Origin of the sequence: Pseudoduganella lutea (genome assembly GCF_004209755.1) — a bacterium.
GTDB lineage: Bacteria > Pseudomonadota > Gammaproteobacteria > Burkholderiales > Burkholderiaceae_D > Rugamonas > Rugamonas lutea.
In genome coordinates this window covers 7,286,989-7,306,500 of record NZ_CP035913.1, presented here as the reverse complement: position 1 = coordinate 7,306,500, position 19,512 = coordinate 7,286,989, and the positions used below count along the sequence as shown (strand labels likewise).

The following is a 19,512-nucleotide window of genomic DNA, read 5'->3' as shown; positions in this document are numbered from 1 at the left end:
TGTCCGACACCATGGCTCAGGGGGCGCCGGTTGGGGGGCGGCGCCAATGCTTGCGCAGCACGTCGATCAGTTCGTCCTCGTCGATGGGCTTGGCGATGAAATCGTCCATGCCCGCGGCGGTGCAGGCGTCGCGTTCGTCCTGCGTGACACCGGCCGTCATGGCGATCACGGGCAGCGCCAATGCCAGTGCATGGCGGATTTCGCGCGTCGCGGCCAGGCCGTCCATCACCGGCATCTGCACGTCCATCAACACCGCGTCGCAGCCGGCGGGGTCGCGCCGAAGGCGGGCCACCGCCTCGGCACCATCACCGGCCACGGTGACGATGGCGCCGGCGTAGTCGAGCAGCGCAACGGCCACTGTCTGGTTGATGACATTGTCCTCGGCCAGCAGCACGCGCATGCCGGCCAGTGGCGGCTGGTCGATGGCGGCGCCGGAGTCGGAACCGGAATCGGAATGGGCGTCCGAATCGGCACTGTCGCTGGCATCGGCATCGGCCGGGGGACGACCGTGGCCGACGCCGGCGCGTGACGCGCCTCCAGCAAGGCCGCATGCAACGCGGCGCGCGTGGCTGGCGCATGCACGGTGGCGAAGGCGAAGGGCACCGGTGTCTCCGCGGCCGGGACGTCGAAGCCGGCCACGATGCGGATCACCGTGAAACCGGCGGGCATCTGGGCGCGCCTAGCCGCCAGCGTGGCCAGGACCGCGGCCGCATCGATGCCGGGCCCGACGATGGCCAGGTCGTACGGGAGCGTGCCCGGCACCGCCAGCAGCAATCCCAGGCGGGCAGGATCGTGGGCAACGTGCAGGTGCCAGCCCCAGCGCGCGGTGGCGTTGGCCAGCGCCGAGACCACCACCGCATCCGGTTCGCACAGCAGCACCGGCAACTGCAGGTGTGGGGGCTGCAGCATGTAGGGATCCGGCACGCCGGCCTCGCGCAGCGGCACCGTCAGCGTAAACGTGCTGCCACTGCCCGGGGTGCTGGCAACGCCCAGCGTACCGCCCATCAATTCGGCCAGGCTGCGCGCGATCGTCAAGCCGAGCCCGGTGCCGCCGAAGCGCCGTGTCGTCGACGCGTCGGCCTGGGCGAACGCGGAAAACAGGCGTTTCTGCTGCTCCGGATCGATGCCGATGCCCGTATCGGAAACATCGACGCGCAAGGCCGGCGCGCCAGACAGCGTGGCGCGGGCGAAGCGGCAGTCCACGGCGCCCCGTTCGGTGAACTTCAGCGCATTGCCGATCAGGTTCGTCAGGATCTGTTCCAGGCGCAGCGCATCGACCACGATGGTGGCCGGCAGGGAGGGCGCCACGTCGACGCGCACGCGCAGGCGGCCGCCACCGTTCACGGCCATCAGGCGCGCGCAGGCCAGTGCGACGTCGTCCAGCGCCACCGGCTCCGGGTGCAATTCGACCTTGCCGGCCTCGATCTTGGAAAAGTCGAGGATATCATTCAGCACCGCCAGCAGGGTCTCGCCGGAGGTGCGGATCATCCGCACCAGGTCGCGCTGCTCCTTCGCCAGCGTGCCTCGCTCCAGCAACGCGGCGATGCCCAGCACGCCGTTCATCGGCGTGCGCAATTCATGGCTCATGTTGGCCACGAATGCGCTCTTGGCCTGGCTCGCGCTCTGCGCGATGGCAGCCGCCTGGCGCAACTGCTCCTCCACCTTGCGCTTGGCCGTCACGTCATACACGATGCACGCGAAGCCGGCCGCCACGCCATCGTGCCGCACCGCCGTCAGTTGCAGTTCGCCCGTGAAGCGCGTGCCATCCTTGCGCACCAGCTCCATGGCGGCCATCCCGCTGTCGCCCGCCGTCGCTTCGGCCAGCAGGGCCCGGCCGGGCTCGGGATCTACCCACAGGTCGAGCGCACGGCCGATCGCTTCGGCGTCCGAGTGCCCGAACATCTTGGCGGCGCCATCGTTCCATGCTTCCACGTGGCCGGCCGCGTCGAGGAAGATGATGGCGTGGCTGCGCACGCTGGCGGTGAACAGGCGGAAGCGCTCCTCCCCCTCGCGCGCCACGCGCTGCTGCATCTGCAGCTCACGGGTGATCTGGCGCGCCATCTGCAGCGCCCGTTCGCGCGTCGTCGCCAGCCCGCGCACGATGCCGAACAGCAGAAAGCTGATCAGCGATCCCAGGCCCAGCGTCAACAGCGGGCCTTGCCGGTCGATGCCCGCCTCGAAGGCCGCGCTGGCGGTGAATTCGAGCTGCCAGTGGTGGCCCGTTTCGTCGATCGCCAGCGTGCGTACGGCCGCCAGGGGCCGCACGTAACGGGGGCCGCGTACTTCACCGCCGGCACTGCGGTAGAGTTCCTTGCCGGCCGATGCCGGATGCAGGTCGACGATCCGCAGCGAGAACGCGTCATGCCGGCCGAGCAGGGCGCCGACCATCTCGTGTACGCGGAACGGGCTGTAGATGAAGCCGCGCAGCGCCGCTTCGCGTTCCGCGCGCGTGGCCACGGGGGCGCCCCGGTGATAGACCGGCATGAACATCAGCATGCCCTGCTGCGGCTGCCGGTCGAAGTCATGCACCAGCAGGATCGTGCCGGTGCTGCCGATGCCGCCGCTGGCGATGGACTGCGTCAGCGCGATGCGCCGGTTGGCCTCGAACGTCATGTTGTAGCCGAGCGGACGCTCGTTACCGTCGTTCGTCGGCGCAAGGTAGGTGACCGCCGCGACGGGCCAGCGCACCGGCTCCGGCCAGATGCGGTAGGCCGGCCGGGAAGCACGCTTGCGCTGCACGAATTCCTGTGCGGCGGCCGGGGTGCGCAACCATGTCGCGAAACCGATTCCCAGCGTGCCCGGAAATGCGCGCTCCACGTCGAAGTTGGCGACGTAGGCTTCCCATTCGGCGGCCTCGATGTCGTCCGACGCATCGAAGTAGGCCTTGCCGGCCATGAGTATGCGCCGGTAGTTGCCCATCCGGTATTCCATCTGCTGCCAGGTCAGGTCGATGATCGCGTCGAACTGTTCGCGGATACGGCGTTCCGTGTGGGCGTCCACCGCATGCCACGCCGCGGCCGTGATGGCCAGGCACAGCGCCAGGGTGGCCATCGGCCACCGGCCCGGTCGTGGCAAGGTGGCGGGGCGGTGGTGGCCGGCGGCCGTGTTCGTGATGAGCATGACGGCAATGCCCAGCGATGCCAGGTAGATGTCCAGCCCCAGCAGGGAATGGAACTGGTCGCGGGTCGCGAACGGGCCGCTGCCGGCCAGCGTGACGGCGACGGCGCCCGTTGCCACGATGGCCGCGGCGGCGGTGCCGGCCGGCGCGCCGTACAGGCAGGCCGCGCCGATGACGGGGGCGAGCAGCAGGAACGGCGCCCACGCCTGCACTGCGGCGGTCCCCAGTTGGAACAGGCACAGCGTGGCGAGCGCGGTCAGTGCCAGCAGCAGGGCGACCTCGCTGGCCGTTTCCCGCTTGCGCAACTGGCGCACGGCCTTGTTGCAGGTCCAGGCGGCCAGGAGCGGTGTGACGAGCAGCAGGGCCATGACATTGCCCAGCCACCACAGCACGATCACGGAGCCCACGCTGCTCCACGGCAGTTGCCCGACCAGGGCCTGTGCGCAAGCGCCCGGTGCGGCGCCGATCATCGCGGCTGCCATCACCGCGAGCACGTAAGCGTAGACGAGCAGGGGACTGTCGCGCCGCAGCGCACGGGCATTGCGCCGCACGAGCCAGGCGCCGGCACCGGCGGCCAGCGTATTGCCGGCGGCGATGACCAGCGCGGTGGCGATGGACGCGCCGCCGAAGCCGAGCCAGCGCGCCAGCAGGTAAAGGTTGACGGCGAAGGCGCCCGCCGCGACGCCAGCGAGCATCGGGCGGCCATGGCGCAAGACCGCCGCGAGCGCGATCCCGGTGGGAATCCAGACGGGGCTGTTGTTACCGGTCGGTACCGAAATGGCAATGCACAGCGTAGCGGCCAGTACATAGGCGAGCGCGCACAGCACGACCCTGCCGGCAGTGGCGGTGAGCGGACCGGAACGCGTCTCCATGCGGTATTGTTCTCCTCCCGGTAATGTCGCGATGATGCCCTAGTTGGTATAAAGTTGCATTCTATGGCTGTGCGGCAAACGCGGCCGTAGCGGCGGTGGCCGCGATGCTGCCTTCGTTCTTATTATCGTTGTTCCTAGGCAACATCTGCCATGAATCCGGCTGCCCCGTGTTGATGCCACCGTTATAATCGTGTGATCGCGGTCTTGCCCCAATACCCCTGCGCGGGACCGCACCCCTGGCCCAAGCTCCCGCCGGATCAACGATCGATGCGTCTTCGTGCGCCAGGGAGTTGTCGTGTTCTCGGCCGCCTTACCCTTCACCAGCTTCAAGTCCAAGGTCTCCCTCCTGGTGACCTCGATGGTGCTCATCGCCGCCGTGGGCGTGTGCGGCATCTCGCTGCTGATCGCCGAATCGCAGATCCAGCGCATGATCGCGCGGCAGGAGATCTCGGCGCTGTCCGGCGCCGCCGCCTATCTGGACAACGACGTCCGCGCAAGGCAGGGCGTGTTGCGCAGCATCGCGGAAGAGGCGCAGACGCGCAACCTGAGCGTGCGCGACGTGCAGGCGTTGCTGGAATCGCATCCGGGGCTGCGTGACGAATTCTCCAATGTGGTGGCGTTCGACGTGCGCGGCGACTATGTGGCGAACTTGAAGAACCGTCGTGACAAGATGCTCAACGTGAGCACGCGGCCGTACTTCCAGGAAGTGCTGCGCTCGCGCGACAGCGTGATTTCGGCGCCGTTCCGCAGCCAGCTGTCGGGGCGCCCGGTGGTGTCGGTGGCGCAGCCGCTGCACGATGCCAGGGGCAATATCTACGCGGTCCTCGTCGGCGGTCTCGACCTGCTGCGGCCCGCCTTCGCTGCCCAGGTCGAAGCGCTGCGCACCCGCGAACAGGGTTACCTGTTCATCGTCGCCAACGACGGCACCGTGGTGCACCATCCGCAGAAGGAACTGATCCTGACCCGCCCGTCCGGCGACGAGATGCCCGCGCTGGCAGCGCCCCTGGCCGGGCCGGAAGGCTGGCGCGCCGACATCCTCGACGGCAAGGAGCCGGCGCTGGTGGCCTGGAAGCGCCTGCGCCACGTGGACTGGACCGTGGCCGTGTCCTATCCGCTGCGCGATGCGTTCGCGCCGATGGCATCCGTGTGGTTCAACGCGCTCGGCGCCGCCGGCCTGTTCACGGCGATGGCCGGGATCTTCGGCTGGGGCCTCGTGAAGGTGCTGCTGGAACCCCTGGATGAACTGCAGCGTGTCGTCGAGTCGATCGATGCCGGCGCTACCGACATCAGCGCCTTCAACGTCGACCATGCCGACGAATTCGGCTTGCTGAGCCGTGCGCTGTACCGGCTGTCGAGCAGCCGCAAGCAGGCCTCCGACGACCTGCACCGGCTGGCCACGACCGACGTGCTGACCGGCACCCACAACCGCCGCATGTTCGACCAGTTCCTGCCCGCGGCGCTGGCACGCGCGCGGCGTTCGGGCGAGTCGGTGGCCGTGGCCTTTCTCGACATCGACCGCTTCAAGAGCATCAACGACACCCATGGCCATGCCGTGGGTGACGCCGTGCTGGTGGAATTTTCGGCCCGGCTGCAGGGCGCCGTACGTTGCACCGACACCGTGGCGCGGCTGGCGGGCGATGAATTCGTGGTCGTATTCGAACAGGTGCGCGGCACCGGCGAGGCGCACCAGTTGGGCGACAAGATCCTGGCCGCGATGCAGGCCCCGTTCGTCGTCGGCGGCTCCACGCTGCGCGTGACGGCCAGCATCGGCATCGCCATCACGGGTGTGCCCACGAATGCCGAAGCGATCATGCAGTCGGCCGACTACGCGCTGTACGGCGTGAAGGCCGCCGGCCGCAACGGCTATGCGGTCAACGTGGTCGGTGCCGAGAAGCTTGCCAGCGTGCGTGGCCTTGACGAGCATCCTCCCCGGGCCGCCACACCGCCCGGGGTGGCCCACGCCTGACCGATCCGCCAAAAAAAAAGCCCGCTCGATGAGCGGGCCGAAGTTCCGGTACGTTTTCAGAACAATGGAGGAGACGGGCCATTATCGCCAGCCCGCGTCCGGGACACCAATTGTCAATTCTGATAGGCACTATCCATTTCGTGCATGACAAGTTTTAGCGGCAATTCGCGCATAAACGTGTAAAAACGTGCAGATGCGTGTAATATCGTGTTTTTCCAACAAGGGGAGAAGACGATGAAACCGATGAGTATCTTGATTGCCGGCCCGTACCGCAGCGGTACGGAAGGCGACCTGCTGCACATTGCGCGCAACCTGCGCGCGCTCGAGGCGGCGGCCTGGCAGGTCTATGAAAAAGGGCACGTGCCGCTGATCGGCGAGTGGCTGGCCTTGCCACTGGCCCAGCACGCGGGCCACGGCCGGGTGGCCGAATATGTGCCTGCGGAGTTTTTGTACGACGTGGCGCGCCGTGTGATCGACCAGTGCGATGCCGTGTACCGGATCGCCGGCGCGTCGCGCGGCGCCGATAGCGACGTGCGGCACGCACGCGAGCGCGGGCTGCCCGTCTATCAGACGCTCGACGACATCCCGGCCGCCTGACGCGGCACTGGCACTGGCCGCGGCCGCGCCCGTAAAATCGCTTGGCCTTTGGGGAATTTCAACATTGCCATGGTCGCCACGAGCCTGCAGAATTGCCGGATAACCGGCACTTCGTCATCAGACCGTCCAGGAGACCCATGCATCCCACTGCCAGCCGCGGCGCGCGCCCGACCTCACCCTCACCCTCACCCTCACCCTCACCCTCGCCATCCCGGCCACGCCCGGGTATCCTCGCCGCCTTTCGGCTGGCCATGATGCCGCTGGCCGTGGGGCTGGCCTGTGCGCCGGGACTGGCGGCGGCCGAACCCGCGAAGGAGACCACGCCCATATTCCGCGACACCAGGCTGTCCCCCGAGGTGCGCGCGCGGGACATGGCGGCGCGCATGACGCTGAAGGAAAAGGCGGAACAGATGCAGAACGGCGCGCCGGCCATCGAGCGCCTCGGGCTCAAGCGTTACGACTGGTGGAACGAGGTGCTGCACGGCGTGGCGCGGGCCGGCCAGGCGACCGTGTTCCCGCAGGCGATCGGTCTCGCGGCCACCTGGAACACGGCGCTCGCGGAGCGCGTCGCCGATGCGATCGCGCTGGAAGGTCGCGCCAACTTCAATGCGGCGCTGCGGCGCGACGGCAGGGGCACGGCGCGCTACTTCGGCGTCAATTACTGGACGCCGAACATCAACATCTACCGCGATCCGCGCTGGGGCCGTGGCCAGGAAACCTATGGCGAGGACCCGCACCTCACCGGCCAGCTGGGCATGGCGTTCATCCGCGGCATCCAGGGCACCGATCCGGCACTGTACAAGGGCGTGGCCACGCCAAAGCACTTCGTCGTGCATTCCGGCCCCGAGCCGGAGCGCCACAGCTTCAACGTGGACGTGTCGCCATTCGACCTGGAAGACACGTACCTGCCTGCGTTCCGCAACGCGATCGTGGATGCGAAAGCGTATTCGCTGATGTGCGCGTACAACGCGGTGGACGGCATTCCCATGTGCGCGCACCCGCTGCAGAATGGCCTGGTGCGCCAGGACTGGGGTTTCAACGGCTTCATCGTGTCCGACTGCGATTCCGTGCGTGACCTGGTCACCGGCCACAAGACGTCGCCCGACATTGCCCATGCTTCGGCCACTGCCGTGAAGGCGGGCACCGACCTGGTATGCGGCCAGAGTTACCTGGGCCTGCCGGAAGCGGTGGAGAAAGGCCTGATCACCGAGGCCGAGATCGACACGTCGCTGGTGCGCCTGCTGGCCGCGCGCATCCGCATGGGCCTGCTCGATGGCAGCGTGTACGACAAGGTGCCGTACAGCGCGATCAATTCGGCACAGCACCGCGCGCTGGCGCAGCAGGCCGCCGAGGAAGCGATCGTGCTGCTCAAGAACGATGGCGGCACGCTGCCGCTCGCCAAGGGCGCGCGCATTGCCGTGATCGGGCCGAACGCGGCGCTGCTGCAAAGCCTGGAGGGCAACTACAACGGCACGATCGCGCACCCGGCGCTGCCGGTGGATGAACTGCGCAGGGCGTTCGGCGCCGACCAGGTAGGCTATGCGCCCGGCGCGCCGCTGATCGACGGCAAGCGCATGCCGATCCCGGAAACGTATTTGAAGGTGGCGGCGGACAGCGGCCAGCATGGCCTGAAAGGCGAGTATTTCGACAACCTGGAATTCGCCGGCACGCCGAAAATGACGCGCATCGACCCCGTCATCAACTTCAACTTCGAGCACAGCGCGCCACAGGGCTTCGAGCCAAAGCGGTTCTCGGTCCGCTGGACGGGCGTCATCGTGCCGCCGCGGCCGGGCAAGTACGAACTGGGCTTCCGCATGATCGTGCCGCGCGACCGCCCGCTGCCGAACATCCGCGTGTGGATCGACGACGAACTGGTGGTCTCGCCCGAGAAGGCGGGGATCGGCGCCGGCAATACGGCTGAATGCGTGGCCGGCAACTGCCAGCAGCGCATGGAGAAGATCCACTTCACGTTCGACGACACGACGCCGCGCCGCGTGCGCATCGATTATGCGCGCACGGAGAACGACCGCCACAGCGCGCTGGAATGGGTGGCGCCGCAAGAGGCGCTCGTCGCCGACGCCGTGGCGGCCGCGCGCGCCGGCGACGTGGCGGTCGCGATGGTCGGCCTGTCGCCCGACCTGGAAGGCGAGGAGATGAAGGTGGACTATCCTGGCTTCCGTGGCGGCGACCGCCTCACGCTGGCGCTGCCGGACGCGCAGCGCCGCATGCTCGAAGCCGTGAAGGCCACCGGCAGGCCGCTGGTGGTGGTCTACCTGACCGGCGGGCCGATCTCGGACCCGTGGGTGGAAGCGAACGCGGACGCCATCGTGCACGCCTGGTATCCGGGCGAGGGCGGCGGCGCCGCGATCGCGCGCGTGCTGTCCGGCGCCGTCAGCCCGGCTGGCCGCCTGCCCTACACGATCGTGCGCTCCGAGACGGATCTGCCGCCGTTCGCCGATTACTCGATGCAGCACCGCACCTACCGCTACTTCAACGGTCCGGTGCTGCATCCGTTCGGCCATGGCCTCGCCTACACCACGTTCAGCTACGCCGCGCCGAAGCTGTCCACCACGCGCGTGAAGGCGGGGCAGGCGGTCAAGGCCACGGTCACCGTGCGCAACACGGGCAAGCGCGACAGCGACGAAGTGGTGCAGCTGTACCTTGCCAAGCCGGGCGACCGCTCGAACCCCGTGCTGGCCGGCTTCCGGCGCGTGCACGTAAAGGCCGGCGCTAGCCAGGTCGTGACGATGGACATCGATGCCCGCGCGCAGTCGCAGGTGGACACCGCGGGCCGGCGCTCGGTGCGCTCCGGCGAGTACACCGTGTATGCCGGTGGCGGGCAGCCGAGGTTTGCCAGGGTTGGGCAGGCGAAGTTGCTGGTCGAAGGTGAGTTTGCGTTGCCGAAGTGAGCGACGTTTGGAAGAGGGCGGCGCTGCAGCGCTGGGCGGGGCGGCTCGCCGGGGCGCCGGGTTGCCGGTTCACCGGGTTGCCAGCATAGCCAGCACGCCAGCATACGAGCTAGCCAGCAAGCCAGCAAGCCAGCAAGCCAGCAAGCCAGCAAACCAGCAAACCAGTTAATTAGCTAAGCACTAAGCAGCTAAGCAGCTAAGCAGCTAAGCAGCTAAGCAGCTAAGCAGCTAAGTAGCTAAGTAGCTAAGCAGCTAAGTAGCTAAGTAGCTAAGCAGCGAGCTTTACGCAGATAGGCCTGGCAGCAAGGCATTTGCCCAGACTATCGGCGAGCTGCACGCGCTTTCTGTGCGGAGCGAGCTTGATCGGTGAAGGATGCTCTGCTGCGGATCGCGAGCGCAGGCAGTCGGCAAGCACGGCGGCGGCAGGCGCAGGCGAGCGGCCGCGGCTGAGGCCGGCGAGCGTTGGCCAGCATTGCCGGGTATATCCTCGGTTCCGCGGTGGCGGCTCACGCCTCGTTCGTTCTCGCAGCGTCTGACAATCGCCTCGTCGCGATTCAACCTCCCCAATCAAATCAACACCTTGCAGCGGACCGCCGAGGCAATCGCGAGGCATTTCGATAGACGACGAGGCGGCCGCCCCAGGCCCCTAACCATCAATACCCATCCTCTTCCCGCTGAGTGCGGCAGGCGGAGGCGGCGGCAGGCGGCGGCGGGCGGCGGCGGGCGAAGGTGGCGGCAGGCAAAGGCGGCGGCGGGCGCAGGGGAGCCGCCGCCGCTGAGGCCGGCGGGTATTAGCGGTCGTAGCGGGGTATATATCGTCGGTTCCGCAGTGGCGGCCCACGCCTCGTTTGTTCTCGCAGCGTCTGCCGATCGCCTCGTCGCGATTCGGGTTCCCTAATCAAATCAATACCTCGCAGGGGACCGCCGAGGCAGTCGCGAGGCATTTCGATAGACGACGAGGCGGCCGCTCCAGGCCCCCAACCGTCAATATCTATCCTCTTCCCGCTGAGTGCGGCAGGCGGCGCGAATGGAGGGGTCGGACGAAGGCCTCGGCGGGCGAAGGCGGCGGCGGGCGCGGAGGAGCGGCAGCCGCTGAGGCCGGCGGGCGTCGTCCATCGTTGCCGGGTATATATTGCCGGTTCCGCAGTGGTGGCCCGCGCCTCGTTTGTTCTCGAAGCGTCTGCCGATCGCCTCGTCGCGATTTGGCCTTCTCAATCAAATCAACACTTTGCAGCGGACCGTCGAGGCAACCGCGAGGCTTTTCGACAGTTGACGAGGCGCCCGCGCCTAACCGCCAACCATCTATGCATATGGGGCATCTTGCCTGACTGCCTGACTGGCTGACTGGCTGATTGCCTGACTGGCTGCCTGGCTGCTTGCCCGACCGCCCGACTGCCCGATTGATCGTTCGCCCACCCGCCTGCATCCTGCTGAACTTTCCCTGCAATTCGATATCCAACAGCAGTGAAGAAACAAAACAGGAGATTTCGATGACAAGCGAGGCATTCAACATCGCACTGAAACCAAGCACCTACATCGACCTGCTGATGCAACTGCGCAAGGTCGGTGACGACCGCAATCCTGAAGACATCGTCCCGGTCGCCGTGCGCTACTGGCTCGCCGCGAATGGGGCGGGGGCGGTGCGGGGGTATCAGTGGAAAGAGCTGTTCCTGCCGCACGGCACCGAGCTGCGTGTCCGCTTTCGCTACACGTATCACTACGCGATCGTGGAGGGCGACCGGATCATGGCCGATGGCGAGAGCGTTACCCCGCGCAGCTGGCTGCTCGGGTTGACAGGTACGGTGCGCAATCCGTGGCGCGACATCTGGGTGCGGCGCACCGTCAACGGCTGCTGGACGCATGCGTCGATGTGGCGCAGCAGCCACCAGCTGAAATCCGTGCAGCCGTACGCCGACCGGCGCCGCCAGGTGCGCCGCAGTTCCGATCTGTAGACAGGGTGCGCGGTTGCCCCAGTTGGCGGCGCCAGCTTCCCGCCATCCATGGTCAGCGCTTGCCCGCCGCCTCGGGCCGTGCCGGGCGCCGGTCATCCATGCCCGCTTCGTCGATATCCGACGATGCCGACCGCGAACGCTGGTACTGCAGTTCGGCGGCTTCGTCGGGCAGCGCCGGTCCCGTGTACGACACGGCCACGTCGGCGAGCGCGCTGGCCCGGTCGGCGCCGAAGCCGGACAGCGCCGTCAGTTTCAGCCAGCGCGTGCTCAGTTTTTCAAAGCGGATCGTTTGCGGATCGAACGTCGATCCCAGCGTGGCGCGCTTCACGTCGCGCCACGTGGTGCCGTCGTCGCTGGCCTGCACCAGCCACTCGCGCACATCGCCTTCGTGGTCGCGGTGGTTCTGGCGCGGCATGAGCACGAGGCCGTCGAATGGCACGGCGGCCGGGAAGGCGATCGTCAGCGCCGGCTGCGGCCGGGGTGCGTCGCCGCGAACGGTTTCCAGCGCATACGTGTTCGGATCGCCATCGATCGCCTTCCCGGCATCGCGCCAGCCGGTGGCCGTGGCACCCAGCTTTTGCATCACGCGCGTGTCGAACAGCGACGCACGCATCGCCGCCGGCTCGAGTGCGGTGCGTGGCGCGAAGGCGGCACTGCCCATGTAGTCGAGCACGGACTTGCGCAACTGGCGTGCCACCACGCGCTGGTCAAGGTCGCTGTCCAGGTCCGCCGTGGAGACGACCAGCCGGCCATTGCCGACACGCGCCTCGAACAGGAGGCCGAGCTTGTAGTTGCGGTTCCAGTCATCGATCGGCTGGACGATCGGCTGCAAGCCACGCGGCAGGCTTGACAGGTTCATGCCGCGCGCCGTCGCCGCCACCTCGGCCCATTGCCAGTCATAGTGGTCTTCCGTCGGGAAGCCGGCCAGTGCAGGGTGGGCCTTGTCGATCCACAGCCCCAGCATGCGGCTCCAGGCCGGGTTCATCAGGCGGTTCCAGAACACGGGCACGTCGGCCATTGGCGGCGACGTCCAGTCCAGGTCCGCCTTGCGCGGCAGGTACAGCACCTTGCCGCCGCCGGCCAGCCGTGCTTCGGCTTCCGGCCACGTGCGGGTCACGAGCACGTCGGCCGGCGCGTCGGCCCGCAGCGCCTGCGGATACAGCCAGAAATTCCAGTCGTTCTCGATCGCCGTATCGGCCAGGCCCACGACCAGCCGGTAACGCGCCGGCGCCTTCATGCCGGCCAAGGGCAGGGCGATGCGGCCCAGTTGCGCATTGTGGCCCACCGGCAGGTCGGTGGCGGTGAAGCTGCCACCCGCCACCGTGGTGCCGGTGGCGTCGACGATCTTCCACCACGGCCGTGCGCCGCGCAGCGTGTCCCTGCCGTAGTGGGCGATCTCCACCGGCACGTCGAGCGTGTCGGCAGTGGTCAGCACGAGGCGCGTCACGCGCGCCAGCGGCACGGTCTCGCCGTTGAAGCGGCGAAAAGCCTCGGCGGACGCATAGCCCTTCGATTCCCAGAACGTGTCGAGCAGGCCGACCAGCGCCGTGCCCTGGCCCAGGTAATCGTGCAGGTCCAGCAGCTGGTAGCCGCTCATGCCCGGCGTGCGCAGGATCGCTTCGATTTCCTCCTTGTAGCAGGCCAGCTGCCAGCGGCCCGAGGCGAGGGCGAACTCGCGGTTCTTGTCCAGCACACCGCGCGCCCTGGCGGAATCGCGGAAGATCTCGTAGTTCCCCGGGCGCAGGTAGCCCGTGAACCTGTCGATCACCGAGAAGTCGGGGTAGGCCACCCACTGGCCGTTCTCATGCGACAGCACGGGCACGCCGATGCCTTCCAGCGAGGCCGAATAATCCCGGCCGAACCATCCTGTCTTGTTGCGCAGCGGTTTCGGGCCGATGCGCTGGATCGCCAGGTAGTCGGTACCCTTGTCCACCTCCGGCACGCTCGGTTCCGTGTGGCCGGTGCCGTTCGTGTACAGCCGGCGCGGGTCGGCCGCGCGGTAGTGGGCGATCCACTTGTCGAACGCCGCCTTCCAGTTGCCCTTTGGCTCGTTGCTGGGACTGAGCAGCAGGAACGACGGATGGTTGCCGTAGGCGCGGATCATCCGCTCCGTTTCCTCGTACAGCATCGTCTCCATCGGCGTGCCCGGCGAGACGGCGTTCCACATGCCCGGTTCGGGCTGCAGGTAGATGCCCACCTCGTCCGCCGCCTGGAATGCCGCTTCCGGCGGGTTGAACGAATGGAAGCGCACGTGGTTGATGCCCCATTGCTTGTTGATCCTGAAGATCTTCTTCCAGTACGCCACGTCGGTCGGCGGATAGCCGGTTAGCGGAAAATCGCCGCCGTGGTGGGTGCCGCGCATGAAGGTGGGGCGGCCGTTGACCAGCATCTGCGTGCCTGCCGCCCTGATCTCCACGAAACCGAACTTGACGAGACGCCGGTCGCGCGCCTGCGGACCGTCGAGCTCAAGCGACAGCGCCTGCAGCGCGGGGTTCCACTCGTCCCACAGCGCGGCATCGCGCGGGTAGCGCACGGTGAATTCAACGCTGCCGCCGTGGGCGGTCCAGGCCACGGCGACGCGCCGGCCATTGGCGCGCACGGTACCGCTGCCGGCATTGCCGCCGGCATTGCCGATCTTCACCCGCACGCGGGCGGTGCGGTCGGCCACGTTGGGGTAGACCTGGACATCGTCGATCCATACCGGTGACGTGGCGCGCAGCGCCACCTTGCCGACGATGCCGTTCCAGCTCATGCCCAGCGAATCGGACACGCTGTGCGAATCGGGCCGGTAGTTCATCAGCATGCGGTTGTCCACGCGCACGGTGAGGCGGTGCCGCCCTGGCGCCAGCAGGCCCAGGTCGTACACGTGTTCGGCAACCAGGCTGCGGTTGCTGCCGATTTCGCGGTCGTCCAACCACAGCGTGGAGCCCCAGCGCGGGCGCTCCATGTGCAGTGCCACGCGCTTGCCGCGCCAGGCGGCCGGCACGTCGATATCGCGCTGGTACCAGGCCGCGCCCAGGTAGTGGCGCGGCGGCTGCGACAGGAACGGCACCTTCACATTGCCCGGCGTCGTATGGGCCTTGTAATCCTCGCGCAGGTGCCAGTCCTTGTCATACAGCGACAGCACCCAGGGGGTCTGCGTCGAGATCTCGTCACCATGGCCTTGCGCATTCAGGATGCCGGGCAGCACGATCCGGTCCGCGAACCGGTCCATCATCGCGCGGGTCTGCCAGCGTGCGGCGATCCCTTCGTCATGGCGGTCGAGGGCAAAGCGCCACGTGCCGGCAAGGTCGCGCGTGTCGGCGGCGGCAAGTGCCGGCAGCGCCGCGAACAGGGCAATGGTGAACAGGGCGGCCGGGGAGCGGGCAATCGCGCGGCGGAAGAATGGCAAGGCGGAATGGTTCATCGGCGAGATGGCAGGCAACGGGACCGCGCATTATCGCGTGCGGCCGGGCACCGGGGGTGGGTGGCTGCCAAGCAGTCAACAAGATGAGCAAGCGCCAACGAGTTGCCGATCCGTCAGCGGTCCGCACGGCACCGCCCCGGTGGAGACTCTGCAATGTGTTGCTTATGCGCACAAAAAGTTACTTGGAAAATATTTTGAGACACATTCGATTCGCCTTATTGGTACCATGTTGCCTTAGGTAAATCATCCGCCGGCAGGATTCAAGCCGGACCACATCGCGTCAGCCCAACAACAATGTCCAGCAAAAATCTTCGCCGCAACATCATCGTGGCGCTTGCCTTGCAAGCCGCATTTACGCAGGCCTCCGGGCAGGACGCGGCAGCCGACGACCTGGCGGCCATGCCGCTTGAAAGCCTGATGGGTGTCACCGTCGTCACATCGGCTTCCCGCTTCGTGCAGCGCGTCAGCGATGCGCCGTCAGCCGTGTCGGTGCTCACGTCGCAGGACGTGCGCGAGCATGGCTGGCGCACGCTCGCCGAGGCGCTGGCCAGCCTGCCCGGCGTGTATATCTCGGACGACCGCAACTATTCCTATATCGGCGCGCGCGGCTTCCAGCGCCCGGGCGACTACAACGGCCGCTTCCTGCTGATGATCGACGGCGTGCGCGTCAACGAAAACGTGTATGACCAGGCATCGATCGGCACCGAGGGCATGCTGGACATGGATCTTGTCGAGCGCATCGAATACGTGCCGGGCCCCGGCGCCGCCGTCTATGGCTCGAACACGATCTTCGGTGTGATCAACGTGGTCACGAAGTCGGGCAGTGCGCTGGCCGGTCCGCAGGTCTCCGTGTCCGTGGGCAGCAAGGGCGAGCGCCGCGGCCGCGCCAGCTACGGTTACCACGCGCAGGACGGCACCGACGTGCTGCTGTCCGTCAGCGGGTTCACGCGTGACGGCGGCGACCTCTACGCGGCCGAATTCGATACGCCCGACCAGAACAACGGCATTGCCGCGGGCCAGGACAATGACCGTTCGCGCAGCGCGTTCGTGAAAGCCTCGCGCGGCCCGCTGTCGTTCAGCGCAGGCCATGTGACGCGCGAGAAGGGCGTGCCGACGGCTTCGTACGGCGCCATGTACAACATGGCGAACCGGACGCGCGACGCGCAGAGTTTCGCCAGCATCGGCTACACGAAAGACCTGTCGGACACGCTGGAGTTTTCCACACGCCTGGACTGGGGCCGCGTCGCCTACGTGGGTGCGGGCCCGTATCCGGACGACGAAGGCAATCCGCGCACCAACGTCGATGGCGCCCAGGGCTCGTGGTATGCGATGAACGCAACCGCCACGTACACCGCCTTGGCCGGTCACAAGCTGCTGGTGGGCGTGGATGCGCAGCGCAACGCACGAATCAAGCAATACAACTTCGACCTGGACCCCTACGAAGTGGCGATGAACGACCGCCGTACCGCCACGCGCGCGGGCGTCTTCATCGAGGACGAAGCGCGGCTGACGCCGGACCTGATCCTGAACGCCGGCGTGCGCTATGACCACGACAGCATCACCGGCAGCCGTGTCAACCCGCGCGCCGCGCTGATCTGGCACGCCGGCGCGAAGGATACGCTGAAGCTGATCTACGGCACCGCCTACCGTTCGCCGAACGCCTACGAGCTGTACTACGACGTGGACGCCTATGCGGATGCCAATCCGTACCTGCGCGCGGAAGAAATCGCCACGACCGAGGTGGTATGGGAACGCCAGCCGAACGCGTACAGCAAGGTGTCGCTGTCGGCGTTCCACTACGGGATCAAGGGCCTGATCACGGAAATACTGCGCCCCGACGGCATCCTCATGTTCGACAATACCCAGCGGGCCTCGGCCGACGGCGTCGAGCTGTCCGGCGAACGCCTGTTCGCCGGCGGCACACGCGTGCGTGGCAGCTACACGTACCAGCATGCGCAAGACCACGAAGGCGCCTGGCTCGTCAACTCGCCGCGCCACCTGCTGAAAGTCAACGCCACGTGGGCGCTGCCGGGCGACCGGCTGCGCCTGGGCACGGAAGGGCAGTGCACGTCGCGCCGCCTCACCGAGAACGCCAGCACGGGCGGCTTCTGCCGGTGGAACCTCACGCTCGGCCCGGCCACCCGCACCGGCAAGGTCGACTGGTCGGTCAGCATGTATAACGCGACCGGGCGCCGCTACGCGGACCCGGCCGGCCCTGCCTTCGTGCAGGAGGCAATCGCGCGCGAGGGCCGCACGGTGCTCGTCAAGACGGGCTATGCGTTCTGAATACCTGGCCGCCACTGCGCTGGCGCTGTTCGTCGCGGCGCTGCCCGGTCGCGCCCAGACGGACGACGCCGTGCTGAAAGCCGCCTATATCTACAACATCGCCCAGTTCACGGTGTGGCCCGCAAACGCGGGCACGCGGCCGTTGAACGTGTGCGTCGCCAGCGGCCACGCGCTGTGGCAAAGCCTGCGCCAGTTGCACGGCAAGCCGGTGGGCGAGCGCAAGGTCGCCGTCGTCGAGCCGGCGGCCGGCACGGCGTGCGACGTGACCGTGCTGCGTGCCGGCGCCGTACGCCCCGCGGCGGACGGCACGGGCATGCTGGCTGTCGTCGATGAACCGGCCACCGGTTACGCCGGGGCCGTGGCGCTCGTGGAGGAAGACCAGCACCTGCGCTTCGATATCGACACCAAGGAAGCCGCGCGCGCCGGGCTGCGCTTCAGTTCGCGCCTGTTGCGTCTGGCGAGGAACGTGCGATGAAACTGCTCCCATCCCAGGCAACGGCCCCGAAAGGCCGCATGCCGATCGCCGCCGCGCTGCGCAGCGGCCAGTTGCTGGCGGCCGTGGCGGCGCTGGTGATCGCCGGCGCCGTGCTGGTGGCCTACCAGCTGCTGGAGATCCGCCAGGCGCTGGCCGATGGCGCCCGCGTGCAGGCGGCCATCGTGGCCGACAGCGTGACCGCGCCACTGATGTTCGGCGACCGCGAGTCGGCGCAGGAAACGCTGCGCGCGTTCCGCTATGCGCAAGGCCTGAAGGCGGTGGGCATCTACGACCAGGATGGCCGCCGTTTCGCGGAATTCTCGTACCCCGACAGCCGCCTGCCGCTGACGCTGCAAGCCGCCCTCGGCGAGCGCGATGGCGGCATCGTGGTGAAGGACACGGTGCGCTACCGCGGCAACGTGGTGGGGCACACGGTGCTGCACGTCGGCACCGACCGGCTGCGCGGGGCAATGCTGCGCTACGTGGGCCTGCTGGTGGTCGCATCGCTGGGCGCCATGCTGGTCGTGGCCACGCTGGGCCGTACCACGCGTGCGCGGGTGGCCGCCGCCGAGCGCAAGCTCGACTACATGGCGCACACCGACCACGTCACGCAGCTGCCGAACCGGCACGCCACCTATGCGCGGCTGGAAGGCGCGCTGGAGGAGGCCGGCGTGGCGGGCACGCAGGTAGCGCTGCTGCTGGTGGACCTGGACAATTTCAAGACCGTCAACGACACCGCCGGGCACGCGGCCGGCGACGAACTGCTCAAGAAGGTGGCCGCCGCGCTGTCCGGCGCGGTGCGCACCTCGGACCTGGTGGGCCGCATCGGCGGCGACGAGTTCGCGATCATCGTGGCGCCGGTGCCGGGCCGCGCATCCGCCGTGGCGATCGCCGACAAGGTCACGCAGGCGCTGCGCCATCCGTTCGCGGTGGAAGGGGGCGAATTCTTCGCCACCGCCAGCGTGGGCGTCTGCCTGTATCCGGACGATGCGACGACGATGAGCGAACTGGTGTCCAGCGCCGACACGGCGCTGTACCACGCCAAGCAGTCGGGTCGTAACCGGCTGGCCGAGTTCGTGCCGGCGATGACGGCGGCCACGCAGCGGCGCGCCGCGCTCGAGCGCGAGCTGCGCCGGGCGATCGATGGTGGCCAGCTGGCCGTGCATTACCAGCCGCAGTTCGATTGCGCCAGCGGTGCGCTGCTCGGGGTGGAGGCGCTGGTGCGCTGGCGCCACCCGGAACACGGGCCGATCTCGCCGGCCGAATTCATCCCAATCGCCGAGGAAAGCGGCCTGATCGTGGAGCTGGGCAGCTGGGTGCTGCGCCATGCCTGCGCCGAAGTGGCGCAGTGGCAGCGCGCCGGCGGTCCGGCCCTCACGCTGGCCGTCAACATGTCCGCGCGGCAGCTGCGCGAGCCCGGCTTCATCGAGGACGTGACGCGCGCGCTGGCGTCCAGCGGCCTCGCGCCGGGCCGGCTGGAACTGGAGCTGACCGAAAGCGTGCTGATGGAAGACGTGGCAGGTGCCCTCGCGTTCATGCAATCCGTGCGCGCGCTCGGCGTGCGCCTGGCGATCGACGACTTCGGCACGGGCTACTCGTCGCTGGCCTACCTGCAGACGTTCCCGATCAACCAGCTGAAGGTGGACCGCAGCTTCGTGCAGTTGCTGCCGCAACGGGGGGAAACCATCATCCACGCCGTGCTGGCGCTGGCGCGCGGCTTCGGGCTCACCGTGGTGGCCGAGGGCGTGGAGGAACCACGCCAGCTCGAATGGCTGCGCGAAGCGGGCTGCGACGTCGTGCAGGGCTACCTGCTGGGCATGCCGATGGCGGCCGACGCGTTCAGGGAACGCTTCCTCGAGCCTGCCACGGCGTGACGCCGGGACCTGGCGGCCCTTAGGACTCCTTGACATGGCGCCGCGGCGGCACTAGGC

10 protein-coding genes are annotated in these 19,512 nt (G+C 68.0%); 7 read left to right on the top strand and 3 right to left on the bottom strand.

Annotated features, from left to right (window positions below; all coding sequences use genetic code 11):
• Positions 1–16: 16 nt before the first annotated feature.
• Positions 17–358 carry a response regulator gene (locus EWM63_RS32195; protein ID WP_229488003.1) on the bottom strand — a complete coding sequence of 114 codons (342 nt, stop codon included), beginning with the start codon at positions 356–358 and terminating at the stop codon, positions 17–19.
• A complete protein-coding gene (locus tag EWM63_RS30735) occupies positions 247–3,990 on the bottom strand; it encodes a CHASE domain-containing protein (RefSeq protein WP_130189912.1) in 3,744 nt (1,247 codons plus the stop codon). Before EWM63_RS30735 ends, EWM63_RS32195 begins: the two co-directional genes overlap by 112 nt.
• Positions 3,991–4,267: 277 nt before the next feature.
• Between EWM63_RS30735 and EWM63_RS30730 the strand changes: the two genes are divergently transcribed.
• The 4 genes from EWM63_RS30730 (at position 4,268) to EWM63_RS30715 (ending at position 11,414) form a co-directional block, all read left to right on the top strand.
• A complete protein-coding gene (locus EWM63_RS30730) occupies positions 4,268–5,956 on the top strand; it encodes a sensor domain-containing diguanylate cyclase (protein WP_229487613.1) in 1,689 nt (562 codons plus the stop codon).
• Between the two features lie 234 nt (positions 5,957–6,190).
• Positions 6,191–6,553, top strand: a complete 363-nt coding sequence (locus tag EWM63_RS30725) for a TIR domain-containing protein (RefSeq protein ID WP_130189911.1) — start codon at positions 6,191–6,193, stop codon at positions 6,551–6,553.
• Between the two features lie 251 nt (positions 6,554–6,804).
• Positions 6,805–9,462 (top strand): glycoside hydrolase family 3 C-terminal domain-containing protein, encoded by a 2,658-nt coding sequence (locus tag EWM63_RS30720; protein WP_130189910.1) that lies wholly within the window; start codon positions 6,805–6,807, stop codon positions 9,460–9,462.
• A 1,490-nt stretch (positions 9,463–10,952) separates the two neighbouring features.
• Positions 10,953–11,414, top strand: a complete 462-nt coding sequence (locus tag EWM63_RS30715) for a hypothetical protein (protein ID WP_130189909.1) — start codon at positions 10,953–10,955, stop codon at positions 11,412–11,414.
• A 52-nt stretch (positions 11,415–11,466) separates the two neighbouring features.
• Here the strand turns inward: EWM63_RS30715 and EWM63_RS30710 are convergent, their stop codons facing one another.
• On the bottom strand, positions 11,467–14,820 hold the full coding sequence (locus EWM63_RS30710; RefSeq protein WP_130189908.1) for a DUF8487 domain-containing protein: 3,354 nt from the start codon (positions 14,818–14,820) through the stop codon (positions 11,467–11,469).
• Between the two features lie 294 nt (positions 14,821–15,114).
• Between EWM63_RS30710 and EWM63_RS30705 the strand changes: the two genes are divergently transcribed.
• From EWM63_RS30705 to EWM63_RS30695, 3 genes are read left to right on the top strand one after another with little or no spacing between them, the layout of a single operon-like run.
• A complete protein-coding gene (locus EWM63_RS30705; protein ID WP_130189907.1) occupies positions 15,115–17,106 on the top strand; it encodes a TonB-dependent receptor plug domain-containing protein in 1,992 nt (663 codons plus the stop codon).
• Positions 17,096–17,581 (top strand): YfiR family protein, encoded by a 486-nt coding sequence (locus tag EWM63_RS30700; RefSeq protein WP_130189906.1) that lies wholly within the window; start codon positions 17,096–17,098, stop codon positions 17,579–17,581. Before EWM63_RS30705 ends, EWM63_RS30700 begins: the two co-directional genes overlap by 11 nt.
• Entirely contained in the window at positions 17,578–19,455 is a 1,878-nt protein-coding gene (locus EWM63_RS30695) for a putative bifunctional diguanylate cyclase/phosphodiesterase (RefSeq protein WP_130189905.1), read from the top strand. The genes EWM63_RS30700 and EWM63_RS30695 overlap by 4 nt, the downstream gene beginning before the upstream one ends.
• Positions 19,456–19,512 lie beyond the last annotated feature (57 nt).

What these genes read in the sequence shown, in the direction of transcription:
- EWM63_RS30715 (WP_130189909.1), top strand. Translation starts at nt 10,953, where the DNA reads ATGACAAGCGAGGCATTCAACATCGCACTGAAACCAAGCACCTACATC.
- EWM63_RS30735 (WP_130189912.1), bottom strand. Translation starts at nt 3,990, where the DNA reads ATGGAGACGCGTTCCGGTCCGCTCACCGCCACTGCCGGCAGGGTCGTG.
- EWM63_RS30720 (WP_130189910.1), top strand. Translation starts at nt 6,805, where the DNA reads ATGATGCCGCTGGCCGTGGGGCTGGCCTGTGCGCCGGGACTGGCGGCG.
- EWM63_RS30705 (WP_130189907.1), top strand. Translation starts at nt 15,115, where the DNA reads ATGTCCAGCAAAAATCTTCGCCGCAACATCATCGTGGCGCTTGCCTTG.
- EWM63_RS30700 (WP_130189906.1), top strand. Translation starts at nt 17,096, where the DNA reads ATGCGTTCTGAATACCTGGCCGCCACTGCGCTGGCGCTGTTCGTCGCG.
- EWM63_RS30695 (WP_130189905.1), top strand. Translation starts at nt 17,578, where the DNA reads ATGAAACTGCTCCCATCCCAGGCAACGGCCCCGAAAGGCCGCATGCCG.
- EWM63_RS30710 (WP_130189908.1), bottom strand. Translation starts at nt 14,820, where the DNA reads ATGAACCATTCCGCCTTGCCATTCTTCCGCCGCGCGATTGCCCGCTCC.
- EWM63_RS30725 (WP_130189911.1), top strand. Translation starts at nt 6,191, where the DNA reads ATGAAACCGATGAGTATCTTGATTGCCGGCCCGTACCGCAGCGGTACG.